This is a genomic window from Burkholderia metallica, assembly GCF_001718555.1.
In the GTDB taxonomy this organism is placed as follows: domain Bacteria; phylum Pseudomonadota; class Gammaproteobacteria; order Burkholderiales; family Burkholderiaceae; genus Burkholderia; species Burkholderia metallica.
Genome location: NZ_CP013401.1, coordinates 1,789,914 through 1,803,510 on the forward strand (window position 1 = coordinate 1,789,914; position 13,597 = coordinate 1,803,510).

The 13,597-nt window shown below is 64.8% G+C and carries 8 protein-coding genes; all 8 read left to right on the forward strand.

The window, feature by feature from the left end:
- Positions 1–100 precede the first annotated feature (100 nt).
- Entirely contained in the window at positions 101–1,369 is a 1,269-nt protein-coding gene (locus tag WJ16_RS08080; RefSeq protein ID WP_069256611.1) for a YeaH/YhbH family protein, read from the forward strand.
- On the forward strand, positions 1,366–3,042 hold the full coding sequence (locus tag WJ16_RS08085; RefSeq protein ID WP_069256612.1) for a SpoVR family protein: 1,677 nt from the start codon (positions 1,366–1,368) through the stop codon (positions 3,040–3,042). The genes WJ16_RS08080 and WJ16_RS08085 overlap by 4 nt, the downstream gene beginning before the upstream one ends.
- A gap of 231 nt (positions 3,043–3,273) precedes the next feature.
- Positions 3,274–4,578, forward strand: a complete 1,305-nt coding sequence (locus WJ16_RS08090; protein ID WP_069256613.1) for an MFS family transporter — start codon at positions 3,274–3,276, stop codon at positions 4,576–4,578.
- A gap of 960 nt (positions 4,579–5,538) precedes the next feature.
- Entirely contained in the window at positions 5,539–6,123 is a 585-nt protein-coding gene (locus tag WJ16_RS08095) for a fimbrial protein (RefSeq protein WP_069256614.1), read from the forward strand.
- A 24-nt stretch (positions 6,124–6,147) separates the two neighbouring features.
- Positions 6,148–6,906: a fimbrial biogenesis chaperone gene (locus WJ16_RS08100; protein WP_069256615.1), complete on the forward strand. Its 759-nt coding sequence runs from the start codon at positions 6,148–6,150 to the stop codon at positions 6,904–6,906.
- Positions 6,907–7,084: 178 nt separating this feature from the next.
- Positions 7,085–9,721, forward strand: a complete 2,637-nt coding sequence (locus tag WJ16_RS08105; RefSeq protein ID WP_069256616.1) for a fimbria/pilus outer membrane usher protein — start codon at positions 7,085–7,087, stop codon at positions 9,719–9,721.
- A 154-nt stretch (positions 9,722–9,875) separates the two neighbouring features.
- The gene (locus WJ16_RS08110; RefSeq protein WP_236858151.1) at positions 9,876–10,520 is read left to right on the forward strand and encodes a fimbrial biogenesis chaperone; all 645 of its coding nucleotides are present in this window, start codon (positions 9,876–9,878) and stop codon (positions 10,518–10,520) included.
- An 80-nt stretch (positions 10,521–10,600) separates the two neighbouring features.
- On the forward strand, positions 10,601–13,597 hold the full coding sequence (locus WJ16_RS08115) for a two-partner secretion domain-containing protein (protein ID WP_069256618.1): 2,997 nt from the start codon (positions 10,601–10,603) through the stop codon (positions 13,595–13,597).

Consider the following 13,597-nt stretch of genomic DNA (forward strand, 5'->3'; position numbering starts at 1 on the left):
CCTCGCCGTGCGGGCGCTTTCAGAGACGCCGCCCGCATGACGGCAGACGGCATGTGCGGCGAGCGTCCCGGCATATCGACTTTCGAGCGGGAGACCGGGAGTGCTTCATCAAATCATCGACCGCAGGCTGGCCGGCAAGAACAAGAGCATCGCCAACCGCGAACGCTTTCTGCGTCGCGTCAAGAACTACATTCGTCGTGCCGTGTCGGACGCGGTGCGCGACCGTAGCATCAAGGATATCCAGAGCACGCAAAGCATCACGATTCCGCGCAAGGACATCGCGGAGCCGAACTTCCGGCACGGGCCGGGCGGACGTCGTGAATACGTGCACCCCGGCAACGAGGACTACGTGCGCGGCGACAAGATTCCGCGTCCGCAGGGCGGCTCGGGCGGCGGAGGCAGTCAGGCGAGCAACGAGGGCGAAGGGCAGGACGACTTCGTGTTCGAGCTGTCGCGCGACGAGTTCATGCAGTACTTCTTCGACGATCTCGAACTGCCGCGCCTCGTGAAGACGCACCTGCTGACGGTGCCGAGCTGGAAGAACGTGCGCGCGGGCTGGTCGGCGGAGGGCACGCCGAACAACATCGACGTCGTGCGTTCGCTGCGCAGCGCGCTCGGGCGACGCATCGCGCTCGGTTCGCCGCTCGTCAACGAGCTGCGCGAGCTCGAAGCGCAGCTCGAGGCGATGAAGGGCGATCCGGAAGACCGGCGCGCGGAAATCGCGGTGCTCGAGGCCGAAATTCACCACCTGAAGGGGCGCATCTGGCGGATTCCGTTCATCGATCCGTTCGACCTGCGCTACATCAACCGCGTGAAGCAGCCGCAACCGTCGAGCCAGGCCGTGATGTTCTGCCTGATGGACGTGTCGGGCTCGATGGACGAGCAGCGCAAGGATCTGTCGAAGCGCTTCTTCATCCTGCTGTACCTGTTCCTCAAGCGCAACTACGAGCGCATCGAGGTCGTGTTCATCCGTCACCACACGCGCGCCGAGGAAGTGGACGAAGACACCTTCTTCCATTCGACCGAAAGCGGCGGCACGGTGGTGTCGAGTGCGCTCGAACTGATGCGCAAGGTGATGAACGAGCGCTACTCGCCGACCGAGTGGAACATCTACGGCGCGCAGGCGTCCGACGGCGACAACTGGACTGACGATTCGCCCAAGTGTCGCAAAATCCTGGAAGAGGATATCCTCACGAAGACGCGTTACTTCGCGTATATCCAGGTCGCGCCGGAAGAGCAGAATCTGTGGCTGGAATACGCGCAACTGGCGTTGTCGCAGCCGCATCTCGCGATGAAAAAAGTGGAATCGGCTGCCGACATCTACCCGGTGTTTCGCGAATTGTTCGAAAAGCAGGTGGAAATGTCATGACGACCCGCCATCTGCACAACGAGTCGCGCGGCTATGCGCCGCGCCCTTCCGGCGACGACAAGGCCGGTCCTGCCGCATCGCAGCAACGCGGGCAGGCCGAGCCGCCGCCGGCCGCCGACTTGCCCGCTGCCGGGCAAAAGGAAGCGCGTATGAACGTTGCCGAACGCAAGCCGCTGCCGTGCCCGTCCGACTGGACGTTCGAACTGCTCGAGGAATACGACACGCACATCTCGCAGGTCGCCGAACAATACGAGCTCGACATCTACCCGATCCAGCTCGAACTGATCAGCGCCGAGCAGATGATGGACGCGTACGCGTCGGTCGGGATGCCCGTCAACTACCGTCACTGGTCGTTCGGCAAGCACTTCCTGTCGACCGAGAAGAGCTACCGTCGCGGCCAGATGGGGCTCGCCTACGAAATCGTCATCAACTCGAACCCGTGCATCGCGTACCTGATGGAAGAGAACACGATGACGATGCAGGCGCTCGTCATCGCGCACGCGGCGTACGGACACAACTCGTTCTTCAAGGGCAACTACCTGTTCCGGTTGTGGACCGACGCGCACGCGATCATCGACTACCTCGTGTACGCGAAGAACTACGTCGCGGAATGCGAGGAGCGCTACGGCCTCGATCGGGTCGAGGAACTGCTCGATTCGTGCCATGCGCTGATGAACTACGGCGTCGACCGCTACAAGCGGCCGCAGAAGCCGTCGCTGTCGAAGGAAGCGGCACTGCGGCGCGAGCGCGAGGCATACCTGCAGTCGCAGGTGAACGAACTGTGGCGCACGCTGCCGGGCAAGAAGCCTGAACTGACGGAAGAGCTGGACGACCGCTATCCGCCCGAGCCGCAGGAGAACCTGCTGTATTTCGCGGAGAAGAATGCGCCGCTGCTCGAACCGTGGGAGCGGGAAGTGATCCGCATCGTGCGCAAGATCGGCCAGTATTTCTACCCGCAGCGGCAGACGCAGGTAATGAACGAAGGCTGGGCGACCTTCTGGCACTACACGCTGCTGAACACGCTGTACAACCAGGGGAAGCTGGAAGACGGCTTCATGATGGAATTCCTGCATTCGCACAGCAACGTGGTCTATCAGCCGCCCGTCACGAAGCCGTACTACAGCGGCATCAACCCGTATGCGCTCGGCTTCTCGATGATGAGCGACATCCGGCGGATCTGCGAAGCGCCGACGGAAGAGGACTACAAGTGGTTTCCGGAGATCGCGGGCACGCCGTGGCTGCCGGCGATGCACTACGCGATGCGCAACTTCAAGGACGAAAGCTTCATCGCGCAGTACCTGTCGCCGAGCCTGATCCGCGACATGCGGCTCTTCTCGGTGCTCGACGACGACATGCGCGATTCGCTCGAGGTGTCGGCGATCCACGACGATTCAGGCTACCAGTACGTGCGGCAGGCGCTGTCGCGGCAGTACGACATCCATCACCGCGAGCCGAACATCCAGGTGTGGGCGGTGAACACGCGCGGCGACCGCAGCCTCACGCTGCGCCACTTCATGACCGACAACCGTCACCTGTCGAACGACAGCGACGAGGTGCTCAAGCACATGGCGCGGCTCTGGCAGTTCGACGTGTTCCTGGAAAGCGTCGACGAGGCCGGCACCGTGCGCAAGCGCTACGAGTGCCGCTACGTGCCGCCGGAGGTACGAATCTGAACGTCGACCGCGCAAAGTTTGCATCGGACGCCAGCCTCGGGCTGGCGTTTTCATATGACGAACGCGTGATAGGAGAAAAATTTTCTACATCAGGACGAACCCGGAGAGCCCGTTACTTTACATTTCGCTAAAATCCCGTAGCGCCGTGCACCGGAACCGGTGCCACGTGCGACCGCACGCGGCGGCCCCGGCCGTCTCGCCCAGAAAGCACTAAAAGGAACTGACCAATCCATGGACGTCCAGACCGACCAAGCTGCGCTGTCCGCGCACGACACCCGGCGGCGCGTGTTCGCCATCGTCGGCGCCTCGTCGGGCAACCTCGTCGAGTGGTTCGACTTCTACATCTACTCGTTCTGCGCGCTGTACTTCGCGCCGGCGTTTTTCCCGAGCGGCAACACGACGACCCAACTGCTGAACACGGCGGGCGTGTTCGCGGCCGGCTTCCTGATGCGTCCGATCGGCGGCTGGCTGTTCGGCCGCATCGCCGACCGCCACGGCCGCCGCAACGCGATGATGATCTCGGTGCTGATGATGTGCGGCGGCTCGCTCGTGATCGCGGTGCTGCCGACCTATGCGCAGATCGGCGCGCTCGCACCGGCGCTGCTGCTGGTCGCGCGGCTGTTCCAGGGGCTGTCGGTGGGCGGCGAGTACGGCACCAGCGCGACCTACATGAGCGAGGTGGCGCTGAAGGGCCGCCGCGGCTTCTTCGCGTCGTTCCAGTACGTGACGCTGATCGGCGGCCAGCTGTGCGCGCTGCTCGTGCTCGTGATCCTGCAGCAGACGCTGTCGGCCGACGACCTGAAGGCGTGGGGCTGGCGCATTCCGTTCGTGGTCGGCGCGGCGGCCGCGCTGATCTCGCTGTACCTGCGCAAGTCGCTCGACGAGACGTCGACGACCGCGTCGCGCGACAAGAAAGACGCGGGCACGATCCGCGGCGTGTGGCAGCACAAGGGCGCGTTCTTCACGGTGGTCGGCTTCACGGCCGGCGGCTCGCTGATCTTCTACACGTTCACGACGTACATGCAGAAGTACCTGGTGAACACGGCCGGCATGCATGCGAAGACGGCCAGCAACGTGATGACCGTCGCGCTGCTCGTCTACATGCTGATGCAGCCGGTGTTCGGTGCGCTGTCCGACCGGATCGGCCGCCGCACGTCGATGATCCTGTTCGGCTCGTTCGCGGTGATCGGCACGGTGCCGCTGATGCATGCGCTGAAGGACGTGACGAGCCCGGTGGCCGCGTTCGTGCTGATCACGGTCGCGCTTGCGATCGTCAGCTTCTACACGTCGATCAGCGGGCTGATCAAGGCCGAGATGTTTCCGCCGGAAGTGCGCGCGATGGGCGTCGGTTTGTCGTACGCGGTCGCGAACGCGATCTTCGGCGGCTCGGCCGAGTACGTCGCGCTGTGGTTCAAGTCGATCGGCAGCGAGGAAACCTTCTACTGGTACGTGACCGTGCTGTGCGCGATCTCGCTGATCGTGTCGTGGCGGATGCGCGATCCGAGCAAGGAAGGGTATCTGCGTCACGAGCCGTGATCGCGGGCGGCGCTGCCCGACCATTCGGCCGGCGCAGCCCGGCGCGCCACCAGCGGCGTCCCGCCATTGCGGCGGGGCGCCGTTTTTTTTGCGGTTGCGGACCGGCCACGTTCGTGCAAACCCGTGCAAGCGTATCGCCGCGCGCGCGATATCGATATGGCGATCCGTTCGTTGTCGCCGGCCGGCGATCCTTTTATCCTGAACCTGTAGTTCGTGTGACACCTCCTTGACTGGGATTCGCGCCCGCTGCTTGCAGCGGGCGTTTTTTTGCGTGCAGCGTCCGGTGCCGGGCGAGAAACGGTGGATGTCGGCCCGGAACGATGCGTTTGGGACAAGTTCGTAACGATATCTGTGTCGATGCGGTCGCGCGAAGAAATGGGGCTCGTAATGATGCCCTGGTACGAAACGCGAATTCAGATTGTCAATATGCCATATGCACAGCTAACTCATGGGTCGAATGACCGAGAGGAGGTGCGCTCGGTTATACGATTTGTCAAATTTTCCATCTTCATCAATAGGACATCCTTGATTAATCGAATTTCAAGATAATCAATTGTTGTCTTTATTGATGAATGTGATGATTTTTTTGATAGCTTTGCGCGTTCCGCGATGAAAGTGCCGACAGGACTGCCTGTCCGGCCGCGACTGGAAGCCGCCTCGAGCACCGTGCGCGTGATCCGGCCGCCACGCGCAGAGAGTCGTGACCTCGCCCGCGCGCGCGGCTATCGACTCGGCGCAGTCATTCTAATTTCTTCCGAATGAACAAATGGTTCCGATATTTCTTACTCGTACGATATCGGGAAATCGTTTGGGTAAATAAAATGGCTCGGTCGTCATTTTTTCGGATGGAATCATCCGGTATTCCGGAATAAGGCGATCCGATCCGTGTCGCGGGCAGTCGGCCCGCGTATCGATCGGTTTTTTCCGAGAAAAATCGTCCATTTTTAGAGGAATTCAACGATGAAAATGAATCTGCTTCGGGGTTGCGTTGCAGCGGGTATCGCGAGCGTCGCACTGGTGCCGTCGGTTTCCCACGCATTCGACGGCCAGCTCGATTTCTACGGCAGCATCTCCGACGTCACCTGCAACATCAATGGCGAAGCGCCCGGGTCCGGCAACCGGACAGAAGTGCAACTCGGCGATCGCATCAGCCCGAGCACCTTCAACAACATCGGGGCGACGTCGGCGCCCGTCACGTTCAAACTCGCTATCGGCGGCAATACGGGCTGTACCAACGGCACGAAGGTCGTGATCGATTTCGACCCGGTGTCGGTCAACATCAATCCGGCGACCGGCAACCTGAAGCTCATCGGCACCAAGCCGGCGGAAGGCGTCGAGATTCAGATCAGCGACGCGGGTAACGGAAAGAACGGCAAGATCACGCTCGGCAAGCCGCAGAACATCGCGGATGCCCAGGTCGCGACCATCGCGAACAACACCGCGACCCTGACCTATGCGGCGTCGTACGTGTCGACGGCCGCGCCGGATGCAATCAAGACCGGTTCGGGCAACTCGTTCATTCGCTATATGCTCGCTTACCACTGATCGGTACATTTTCCGTTCCACGTCATGACCTTGTCAATTCGTTATCCTTATTTACAAGTCGTGGCCGGTGTCATGGCGTGGGCCACCTGTGTCACGCTGGCGCAGGCGGCGCTTTTGCTGGACGGCACCCGGGTGATATTTCCCGAGCGCGCTCGGGACGTGACGGTTCGGATGGAAAACTCCGGTTCCGAACCCGTTCTCGCGCAGAGCTGGATCGACGACGGTCGCGCCGACGTTCCGCCCGAACAGATGCGCACGCCATTCGTGGTTGCGCCGGCACTGGTGCGCGTCGAGGCGGGGAGGGGCGCCGTGTTGCGCATTACGAACATGCAGGCGCAGTTGCCTGTCGACCGTGAGTCGGTGTTCTGGCTGAACGTGCTCGAAGTGCCGACGGTACAACCGGACGCGGACAACCGGCTGCGCTTCGCCTTCCGAACCCGCATCAAGATGTTTTACCGGCCCTCGTCGCTCGCGAACGACGTCGAAACGGCTCAGGACAAACTGGTCTGGAAGGTTTTCGCCGACGCGTCGCACGCGGGCGGACAGCAGATATCGCTCGAGGTTTCCAATCCGACGCCGTATTACGTGTCGTTCGGGATGGTCGAAGGTGACGTAGGCGGCACGTTCATCCCGGCCGGTGGCGGGATGGTCGCACCGTTCGGCTCTCAGCGCTTCCCGTTGCAGGGCGCCGCCGCGCAGTCGCATCGCCCGACGGCCGTGCGCTTCGTGACCATCGACGACTACGGCGGGCAAAGCACGATAACAAGAAAATTGACCGACTGAGCAGTCTGTCCACGCAACGCATCCAAAAGGCACGATCCAGCACACCGGCTCGGATAATCGATTCGGCATGCGAATTAACTGAATCCTCATGCGTAGTTCAGCAGGTTTCCAATCTTCATGCGCGTCGGGGCTCGCCCCGCGGTTTCCGCAGCGGCCTTGTCTGCTGGCGGTCGCTTCCGTGTTCGCGTCAGTCGCGATAACGTCGGGCACCAACGCCGTTGCGGATACGATCGATCCGGTCGCGCGGGAAGATGCGCGCCGCGCGGCCGCAAGCGCGTCGCCGGTTGCGCCGGCGGCCGGCGAGATGCACTTCGACGATTCGATGCTGATGCATGGCCCGGACAGCGAACCGATCGATACGACGCCGTTCGGGCGTCCGAATGCCGTCGCGCCAGGCGTGCATCGTGCGGATCTGATCGTCAACGGACAGTGGCGCGGCGTGGAAGACATCACGTTCCGTCACGACGTGCGTGGCGACGTGCTGCCTTGCTACGACCGGACGCTGCTGCAGCGGGCCGGCGTCGACCTCGACCGAAGCGCGCGGGGCCAGGACGCCAGCCAGCCGCCGAATCCGATGCCCGACGGGCCGATCTGCGATGCGCCGTCCCGGTACGTGCCCGGCGCCGCGCTGTCGTTCGATGCGGCCGAGCAGAAGCTGTATCTGACGGTGCCGCAGTTCTACATGCGGCTCGCCAGCCAGAGTACCTACGTCGATCCGGCGAACTGGACGAACGGCGTGCCGGCCGCGTGGCTGAACTACAACGCCAGCGTGTTCACGACGCGTTCCAGCGGTTACGAATTCTCGCAGCTCTACACCGGCCTCTCGATGGCCGCGAGCGCCGGGCGGTTCCGGATTCGCCACAACGGCAACCTCACCTGGTCGCAGCGCGGCGGCGCCCACTATCAGCGTGGCTACGTCTACGCGCAAACCGATCTGCCCGACTGGCACGCGCAACTGCTGGCCGGCGAAAGCTCGACGAGCGGCGCGCTGTTCGACGCCGTGTCGTTTCGCGGCGTACAGCTCGCGAGCGACGACCGGATGCTGCCCGACGAGCAGCGCTACTACGCGCCGGTCGTGCGCGGCGTCGCGCAGTCGAATGCCAAGGTATCGATCTACCAGCGCGGCTATCTCGTTCACGAGACGACCGTCGCGCCCGGGCCGTTCGCGATCGACAACCTGCAGGCGATGAGCTACGGCGGTGATCTGAACGTGACGGTGACCGAGGCCAACGGCGAAACGCGCAGCTTCGTGGTTCCGTTCGCGACGACGGTCCAGCTGCTGCGTCCCGGCAGCACGCGGTTCAGCGCGATGGCGGGGCAGGCGATCGAACTCGGCGGCGACATCGGCACGCAGTACGTCGGCCAGTTCACCTTGCAGCGCGGGCTCAGCAACGCAGTGACGGCCTATGGCGGCGCCGCGTTCGCGAACCGCTACCAGTCGGTGCTGATGGGCGTCGCGCTCAATACGTCGGTCGGCGGCTTCGCGGCGGACGTCACGATCGCACGGACCCAGCCGCCAGGCAGCGAGCGCCTGACCGGCTCGAGTATCCGTGTGTCGTACAGCAAGAACCTGCCGAACAGCGGCACGAACTTTTCGCTGCTTGCGTATCGCTATTCGACGAAAGGCTATCTCGGTCTGCGCGACGCGTTGTTGCTGAACGGCCGCGGCGAGCAGGGCGCCGCGTCGTTTTCGCGGCTGCGCAATCGGGTCGATCTCAACGTGAGTCAGCAAATCGGTCGGACTGGCAACCTCTATGCGAACGGATCGGCGCTCAGCTACTGGGCGGGAGGCGGACAGTCGCTCAGCTTCACGCTCGGATACAGCACGCAATGGCGCGACGCCACGTTGACTGCATCGGTGCAGCGCGTGCGCAACCTGTCCGCACGGGTACCGTCGTCAGGCGGCGATGCGGGCAGCACGCTCGTGAGCCTGAACGTATCGGTTCCGCTGGGGCGCAACATACGGCGCGCCCCGATCTTCAGTACGCTCATGACGCACGACAGCAGTTACGGCATCAGCGCGACGGCGAGCCTCGCGGGCCGTTTCGGCGAGCGCAACGACGGATCGTATTCGTTGTCGTCGAGCTACGACGGCAACAACCGGGCGTCGTCGGGCAGTTTCGGCGTCGGCTATCAGAGGCCGGCCGTGTCCCTGTCGGCGAGTCTCGGCATCGGGCGCGACTACCAGCAGGCGTCGGTGAGCGCAACGGGCGGCCTGGTGCTGCACCCCGGCGGCCTGACACCGGCACCCGCCCTGAGCGAGACCATCGGTATCGTGCACGCGCCGAACGCACGCGGCGCACTGGTTGCGAACACGAGCGCACGCGTCGACCGCTTCGGTTACGCGATCGTGCCGAGCCTCATTCCGTATCAGCTCAACAAGATCGACATCGATCCGAAGGATGTGCCCGAGGATGTCGAACTGAAAACCGTGTCGCACAGCGTGGCGCCGCGCTCGGGTTCGATCGTGATGCTGTCTTACGACACGCTGAAGGCGCGCGCGCTGCTGATCGACGCGCAGACCGACGACGGTCGGCCGCTGCCGTTCGCCGCGCGCGCGCTCGACGCGGGTACCGGTGAGGCGCTCGGCGTGGTCGGGCAGGGCAGCCGCCTGTTCGTGCGCAGTGCCGCGGACGACGGCCGGATTCGCGTCGAATGGGGTACGCGCACGGATCAGCAGTGCGTGATCGATTACGCGGTGCCGGCTGCGCAGCGTTCGGGAAGCGGCTATGTGACGCTGTCCGGCGTTTGCCGCGCGGCGACGGTGGTGCCGGCGGCGGCTGGAGCGTCGGCCGGCCGTATCGCGGAGCGCTAGCCCGATGCATCGATTGGCGTCTCGCTTCGCTTCCGTCGTTTACACGTTGCCGCGCCGTTTGCGTGGATGTCCCGGTGCCGGCCGCATCGCGCGCGCGGCGGCGCTGGCCTGCGTCGCGAGCTTCGGAACGGTCCGGTGCGACGCGGCGTTGTCCGTGACCGGTACCCGCTTCGTTTATCCGGGCGATGCGCGCGCACTGACGATCTTCGCGCGCAACGGCGGGGACGCACCCATTCTCGTCCAGGCCTGGCTCGACGATGGCGATGCGAACGCCGACCCGAGCCGCTTGCGCGTGCCGTTCGTCGTCGTGCCGCCGCTTGCTCGGCTCGATCCGGGGCAACCGCTGTCGATCCGTGTGCAGTCGGTCGGCGGCGGTTTCGCCGCCGACCATGAGTCCTGTTACTGGATCAACCTGCTCGAAGTACCGCCGGCCGCGCCGGCGGGCGATCACGCGCTGCGCATCGCATACCGGCTCAGGATGAAGCTGCTGGTTCGACCGCCCGGTCTCGACGGCGATTCGGACGACGCGCCGAACCGGCTCGCATGGACACATGCCGGCACCGGCGCGGCGTCGATTGTCGCGCTCAATCCTACGCCGTACTACGTGACGCTGACGCGCATCTTGCTCAACGGCGAGCGTGCGGTGCCGGCGAACACGGCGGTGGATGTCGCGCCATTCGGCCGGGCAGAGATTCCGATCGGCATGCAGGCCGGCGCGGGGCCGGGCGAGATCGTGTTCGATGCCGTCGACGACGGCGGCGCGACGCACGAATACCGGGCGCGGCTCGCGCCGCCGTGACCGATGACGCGTGAAGGCTTGTAGTACCCGTCCTGCCGCGGGCATCGGCAGGGATTCAACCACAACAAGGAAAAACGAAAGTGAACAAGACCTATTCTTTGATCTGGAACGACGCGCAGGGCGAGTGGCAGGTCGCTGGCGAACGGGTGCGCCGGCATGGCAAGTCCGCGACGCGCGCACGTGTCGTCGCGGTGCTGGCGCTGCTCGCCGGCGGCGCGACGACGTCCGTGCATGCGCTGCCGACAGGCGAGAAGATCATCTCGGGGAAGGGCGATATTCACCGTTACGACAACGGGCAGCAGATGTCGGTCAACCAGCATAGCGACAAGCTGGTGACGGACTGGCAAACGTTCAACATCGACAAAGGGCAGCGCGTCACGTTCAACCAGCCGTCCGCGGCATCGATCGCACTGAACCGGGTCGTCGGCCAGGACGGCAGCGCAATCCACGGCAGTCTCGACGCGAACGGCCGCGTGTTCCTCGTCAACCCGAACGGCATCCTGTTCGGCAAGAACGCGCAGGTCAATGTCGGCGGCCTGGTGGCGACGACGCTGGATATCAGGAACGAAGACTTCGACGCGGGCCGCTACCGGTTTTCCGGCCAGTCTCCGAGCGAAGTCCAGAACTTTGGCAATCTCGTGGCGGCCGACGGCGGCGGGATCGCGCTGCTTGGCGCGAAAGTCGTCAACAAGGGGATCGTCCAGGCGCAGATGGGCACCGTCGCGCTGGGTGCGGGCAGCGACGCCACGCTGAACTTCGACGGCAGCAAGCTGCTCAGCGTGCAGATCGACCAGGGGATCGTCAACGCGCTGGTCAGCAACGAGCAGTTGCTGAGGGCCGACGGCGGGCAGGTGCTGATGAGCGCGAAGACCGCCGATACGCTGCTGCGCACGGTGGTCAACAACCAGGGCGTCATCGAGGCGCGCACGCTCAGGAATGCCGCGGGCCGAATTTCGCTGGACGGTCACGACGCCGGCACCGTTAACGTCGCGGGCGTGCTGAACGCGAGCGCAACGGCGCCGGGCAACGGCGGCACGGTCGAAACCCGCGGCGCCGACGTGAAGGTGGCGCTCGGCGCGATGGTCGACACGCGCGCGACCAACGGGCGCGTCGGCACCTGGCGCATCGCGTCGTCCGATGTGTCGGTCAAGGCGGGTGCCAACCAGCCGGGTACGATCGTGGCCGATACGCTGTCGCGCAATCTCGCGACCACCGATGTCGAACTGGTCGCCGGACGCGGACAACTGTCGGTCGACGGGCCGGTGACGTGGGCCAGCGGCAACCGGTTGACGCTGGCCAGCCGGCAGGGCGACGTGTCGGTCAACGGCGCGCTGCGCGCGACGGGCGCGAATGCGCGTGTGGCCATCGACGCGAAGCAGAACGTGCGGATCGCGGCCCCGATTGCGTTGACCGGCGCGAACGCGCTGCTGACGCTCGACTACGGTGTCGCGCACTCGCTCGCGGGCGGTGCGGCCGTGACGTTGTCGGGGGCCGGCGCCGGTTTCGAGTCGAACGGCTATCGCTATACCGTGATCCAGAATCTGCAGCAACTGCAGGCTATCAATGCGAATCTCAACGGGCTGTACGTGCTCGGCAACACCATCGCCGGTTCCTATTACGGTACCGCGTTCAAGACCATCGGTTCGGTCACGCCGTTCGCCGGCGTGTTCGACGGCCTCGGCAACACGATCAGCAATCTCTCCATCGCGAGCAGCGATGCGTATGCCGGGCTGTTCGGCCGCAACATCGGCACGCTGGCCAACCTCAACCTGAAGTCGTTGCGTGTCAGCGCTGCGTCGGGCGTCGGTCCGGTGGCCATCGGCGGGCTGGTGGGCGAAAACGCCGGCACGATCTCGAACGTGACCGCGACGGACATGCAGGTGAGTGCCGGCGCCAGCCGCAGCAATGCGCTGGGTGGTCTGGTCGGCATCAATAGCGGCGAGCTTTCCCGGGCATCGTTTTCGGGATCGGTAACGGGCAACGGCATGTCGAATGCCGTCGGCGGGCTGGTCGGTGAGAACCAACTGGATCGGTCTGCCGGCATCGTGTCCGACAGCGAGTCCAACGCGACCGTTTCCGGTGGTTCCTCGAACCGCGCGTCGATCGGCGGTCTCGTCGGCGTGAACCGGGGAGGTGAAATCCTGCGCTCGACGAGTCGCGGCACCACATCCGGCGCGTATCTCGCCGACGTGAATGTCGGCGGACTCGTGGGTTCGAACCTGCTCGGCACGATCGTCGACGGATCGGCGCTGGGGCGCGTGACGGGCGGCTCGAGCGGCACGGCAGGCGGATTCGTCGGCAACAATACCGGCGCGATCACCGGTTCGAGCGCGAGCGGTGTAGTGGACGGCCGATACGCGCAGGCAGTCGGCGGCTTCGTCGGGCTGAACCAGGGCAAGGTGGCCGACAGCCGGGCGCTGGGCGCCGTCTCGAGCGCATCGGCGGGTTCGACGGGCGGTTTCGTCGGCATCAACCTCGGCGACAACGCGTTCATCGACATGGCGGAAGCGCATGGCGCGGTAACGGGCGGCCAGGGTGCCAATGGCGGGTTCGTCGGCAGTCATCTCGGCGGCCGGATTGCTCACGCGGTCGCACGCGGCAAGACGACGGGCGGTAGCTACAGCAAGACGGGCGGCTTCGTCGGCAGCAACGAGGCCGAATTGGCCGACGTCGATGCGAGCGGCGACGTGTCGGCCGGCACCAGTGCGTCGGTGGGCGGGTTCGCCGGTGCCAACACGCGGTTCGGCACGATCGAGGCCGCATCGGCCACCGGTAACGTGACGGGCGGCTCGTCGAGCACGGTGGGCGGGTTCGCAGGCGAAAACCTCGGCACGGTGCGCGACGCGTCGGCGTCGGGGACGGTCAGCGCCGGTTACTGCGCGACGCTCGGCGGCCTGGTCGGCCTGAATGCGGGGCTCGTCGAGCGCGCTGCCGCAAGCGGGCGGGTCAACGGGTCGTCGAGCCAGACTTTCGGCGGCCTCGTCGGCATCAACCGCGGCATCTTCCGCAACAGCATCGCGTCCGGCGAGGCTGCGCTGCAGAAGATTGCGGGCCTCAATCTCGGTTTGATCGAGTAA

What these genes read in the sequence shown, in the direction of transcription:
- WJ16_RS08085 (WP_069256612.1), top strand. Translation starts at nt 1,366, where the DNA reads ATGACGACCCGCCATCTGCACAACGAGTCGCGCGGCTATGCGCCGCGC.
- WJ16_RS08090 (WP_069256613.1), top strand. Translation starts at nt 3,274, where the DNA reads ATGGACGTCCAGACCGACCAAGCTGCGCTGTCCGCGCACGACACCCGG.
- WJ16_RS08095 (WP_069256614.1), top strand. Translation starts at nt 5,539, where the DNA reads ATGAAAATGAATCTGCTTCGGGGTTGCGTTGCAGCGGGTATCGCGAGC.
- WJ16_RS08100 (WP_069256615.1), top strand. Translation starts at nt 6,148, where the DNA reads ATGACCTTGTCAATTCGTTATCCTTATTTACAAGTCGTGGCCGGTGTC.